The following is a 4,148-nucleotide window of genomic DNA, read 5'->3' as shown; positions in this document are numbered from 1 at the left end:
GCAATCTTAATTTCTACTGGGGCTCCAGGATACAGTGCCATCGTACTTAACTTTAACCCAAACATTCTCGGGTCTGTCATATATTATACAGGATAAGAGCCATTCAAAGCCAAAATTGAAGTTTGCTCGCGCATAGGCCTGAGAATACGCGTTGGTCCAGGGACTATTAATTTGCTCTGTGCCCGTGGTCCAATTTTCAACGCGCATACAAAGGGTGTTTCTCTCATAATAACCGTAGAGGCCGCTGTTATACCAAGCATAAGAGCCATTATACCCGGGGCGGTTCAATTCGCCTTCTTATCCAACATGTGCGCCTCTTATGCGGTTTCTGTTCGTCGGGCCAGTGTTTTGCCTTCGGCTTCCTTCAGATTCTACCTCACGGTAGACACCCTTGCCGTTTAGCTAGCAGTTCCCCCTGTCGGGCCTGCAAGGGACTTTCACCCTCAAGTACGTGCGCCCTGCCGGGCGCACGAAGAAAAAGATTATGGCTTTACAAAGCCATAATCTTCCATTTAGCTCCCCGGATCGGTCGCTATTCGAACCAGTGGAGAAGATATGTTTAGTGATATAACACACATTTTATGTGGATTCTTAGCGGCAACTGCTCAGTTTGATTGCATAGACTCTTATCGGCTTTCGAAAAATCAAGTGTTGTCGTTAAGACAAGCATCTGGGTAATCTGCGATTGCATCCCGTAGCTATGGATTAACTTTTAAATATTTCTTCATTTCCCCCATAATTAGGGCATCTTCGATTTCGGTGTCAATCGTATGTTCTACTGCCCCCTTTTCTACAAATAACCTATGTCCATCTTCGTTCAATACATGGCCCAGTGCACCAAACCTTGGATTTGATCTGAAGTAGTCATTTAGCTCCTGCTCCGTGAATGTTGCCATAATTTCTTGCGAACACCTAAACAATAATCGTTCAAGGTTATTTACGATTTTGGAATCATCTTTGTTGTCTCTTTGTAAACGCTTGACTTCTTCTGTAAGATTATAGAATTTCTCCCCTACAAAATACCCAATAGCTTTCTCGATGCCAAATTCAGCTTTGATATGGCTTGCAGCAGCTTTCCAATCATCAATTAATTCTTCTCGGTTTGTAATAAATTGTTCCATAAATATGTCCCCTATAGCGCGATGGTTAAGCAACTCACAATCATCTTCTTAAATAGAAATGTAACTCAGAACTCCTCTAGCTCTTCCAAAAGAGCTCGGCGATTTTTATAAGTACGCCTAAATTCTTCAACCATTTTTAGGACTCTTTCCCCGGCACCCATCTTCTTCATTCGCCTAAGCCTCCGACAAGCATTTTGATAGACAGCACGGCCCGAAGTCCTCTTAAGTATGTCTCTTATCACTAGTTCATGAATTTCGATTAGATCGTCCGGGAAACGGTCCTCTAGATATTTCCCAAATGAATCCAGCGTATGCTCGGACGGGTTGCTCTTCATTAAACCTAAAAGTTCCGGCCATTTCTCTTCTCTAATAAAGATCTCGCCCATTATGTAGGTATCACAGTTTCGAGACTCAATCAATTCCTTAATTAGCCTATCAGCTACACCCAGCCATTCTTCTTGAGAATAAGTACTTTTGAGCTTATCGTAGTATTTAAATTCGTGATGACCCTTGAAGAATAACTCTTTACTATACTTTCTAACGGCTTCTGCATCGTTTTCAAGCTCGGCAATCCTTAGAAGCGAGTTAAGCCACTCATGGACCAAGCCCGGATAACCGCGTTTGGCATCAAGCTCCATGCCCGCCTTGGCCAGCTCCTTAGCCTTCTTATAATCCTTTTGGACGATGGCATCTTCAAGGGCAATGCGCCGAATCGGCGTGTGTTCTAAATTATCGGCGATAAATTGAGAGACCTTTTCCTGGTCCCACTTCTTTAAGATTTCTAACTTAAGCTCGGCAGCCCTTTCCCGGTCATATTTGCTGGAATATGAATCTTCTATCTGGCTAGCCGCGGCCAATTCATCTATCTTCTGAAGTAATTTTTTCTTTTCTTCAAGGTTGCCGATTAATTTTGAAGCGATTCCTAGCCACTCCCATTGCCAATCAGACCAACCATCATAAATTTTGTCCTTAGCAGCTTTAAGAGCGTATTCAAACAAGTCTTTGCGAACGTTTTTGTCTGCAATATCTTCGGCACACTCGTTTAATTTTTCAAACGATAACTCAATAACCCCACCCAAATCGCCGTTGGAATCATCGGCATATTGCAGGGCCGGAACTGTTTCTTCAATGGCCGCCTGATAAATTGGAAGGGCTCTTTCCGGTTTTTGTTGTTCTAACATCTTGTCAGCTTCATAAACCAGCTCTTCAATTCCTCTAATGGCTCGGCTGCTGCTCCAATAACCTATAAAGCCGTGGCGGTCCATCCCTAAGCGCAAGGAATCCCTCATAATCCGCTTGTAGTCTTCCTTTTTATTCTCACCAGCTTCACCCTTCTTAAGCAAATTTCGAGCAAGAAGTGTGTTCCTAAACTCCCGATCATTCAAAGCATATTCTAAGATAATCTCCCGCATTTCTTCTTCGGTTAGTTTTTTCACAATTCCGATTATCTTATCGGCAACGGTTTTCCGCTTGGCTTGTCTCTGACTGGGTTTTTTCTTTTTCTCCGGTAAATCCTCGCCCGCAAGAATTTTACCAATAGCCAAGTACACAGCTACTTCGTGTTTACAGACAGGACCAAAATCATAAGGACAATCGCACAAAGATTCCGCTATCCTGTCGCCTTTAAGCTTAACTCTAACCTCATAGGTTTGTGTGCCCTCAACCAAAGCCGACCATCTATCTTCTTCAACCTCTTCCAGCTCTGCCACTAGACCGCGCCTAAAATAATCCTTGCCTCTTTGAAGGATTGTCGGATCTATCAAACTTTCCAAGTCGTTGATAGATATTTGCATGTCTAAAACCCTTCCCTAAAGTTAAGTGCAGGCAATTTATGGGAGTCTTGTTTAAAGTTATTCTTGTTGGCAATGAAGAGCTGAGCCCTACTTAACAAATCTATCTTCAAAGTAGAGCCTCCATTTGGCGTTAAATATAGTCGAATTTTTGGTGAGCTTGGCAAACCCAGGCGTATTTTTTATGTTCTCATAGAGCTTATTAGAATCAATACCGGCGATGTCTAAAAGGAAGCCCATTCTTCTCTGAACCGTTATCGGATAAAGCTTTGCATGGTCGGCTAGTTTTTTGGAATCAAGATCAGTGCCCGCTTCTTTTAACTTCTCCAGCACCAAATCAACAGTGTAGCTATCCTTTCTAAAGTGTAGAAAATCAAGTAAAGCCTTTTCAATTTCTGCCACTCTAGCTTTCTGGCCATCAATTGTTATCTCTACGTATCCGGTCATCATTTCGGGTTTGGCTTTAACAAACCGATATTCAAGGTTTTGGAAACGGTATGTTTTGGGGTTTGAAGTTGATACTGCTGTTACTGTATCGGGAAGCTGGTCAAAGTGCCCATGATAATTTAAAGCGAACTCAAACGACACGTAAGAATCAGGAACAAAGACTCGAGATATTGCTAAGGGCGGGATGTTCGAAAAGCTATGAGATTCAAGACTGGCAACAGCATAAACCCCTCGCTTGATGCGAATCAGCCAGCCTCTTTGAACTAAAAGTCTAATCCTTTTCTTAAGCGCATTGTAAGAGATATCTTTAAGCAGCACCCGTAAATCGTCAAAGCTCACGATATAGCCATGCCGAGAGATCGTCTCTCCCAGTATTTCCAAGTCTTTTTTTGATAAAATCGTCTTTTTCATAACACGTAGGTTCCTATTTATGGACACTTTCATAATATACTTTATACTAATCGGGATATATTACAAAGGTTTTTAAGGCAGATATGGCAAGTCCCCTTCTGTTATACATAAAACCGGGAGAAGAGCTTTCGCTGAGCCATGAGGGGTTAAAAAATATCTGTCTAAAATAATAGACCTGTATCTATTGTTTTAGACAGTGCGGCCAACTTAAAGAATTTCGGCAAACCAAGGGATCGGTTTCAAACTTTTTTCCAAAACAAAAAATGGCTTGTCAAAGCTATTGCCTTGTGGTTCGAATTACGTCTTATCCGAGGGTTTGAATTATTCCAACCCGATATTTTGGCTCTATAAAGCCTCAGTAACCATAATCTTTCATATT

At 42.0% G+C, this 4,148-nt stretch carries 3 protein-coding genes; all 3 read right to left on the bottom strand.

Going from position 1 to position 4,148, the window contains the following annotated elements; genetic code table 11:
• Nucleotides 1-698: 698 nt before the first annotated feature.
• Nucleotides 699-1,121: a hypothetical protein gene (locus tag COY37_RS05090; protein ID WP_286677511.1), complete on the bottom strand. Its 423-nt coding sequence runs from the start codon at nt 1,119-1,121 to the stop codon at nt 699-701.
• A gap of 65 nt (nt 1,122-1,186) precedes the next feature.
• Nucleotides 1,187-2,830, bottom strand: a complete 1,644-nt coding sequence (locus tag COY37_RS05085; RefSeq protein ID WP_286677512.1) for an SWIM zinc finger family protein — start codon at nt 2,828-2,830, stop codon at nt 1,187-1,189.
• A 171-nt stretch (nt 2,831-3,001) separates the two neighbouring features.
• Nucleotides 3,002-3,769, bottom strand: coding sequence for a type IV toxin-antitoxin system AbiEi family antitoxin domain-containing protein (locus COY37_RS05080; protein WP_286677513.1), 768 nt, complete (start codon nt 3,767-3,769; stop codon nt 3,002-3,004).
• Nucleotides 3,770-4,148 lie beyond the last annotated feature (379 nt).

The sequence above is a fragment of the Candidatus Aquicultor secundus genome (genome assembly GCF_002791875.1).
In the GTDB taxonomy this organism is placed as follows: domain Bacteria; phylum Actinomycetota; class Aquicultoria; order Aquicultorales; family Aquicultoraceae; genus Aquicultor_A; species Aquicultor_A secundus.
This window is presented reverse-complemented; position numbering and strand designations above follow the sequence as displayed.

Coding starts and splice junctions, on each gene's coding strand:
- COY37_RS05090 (WP_286677511.1), bottom strand. CDS start 1,121: ATGGAACAATTTATTACAAACCGAGAAGAATTAATTGATGATTGGAAA.
- COY37_RS05080 (WP_286677513.1), bottom strand. CDS start 3,769: ATGAAAAAGACGATTTTATCAAAAAAAGACTTGGAAATACTGGGAGAG.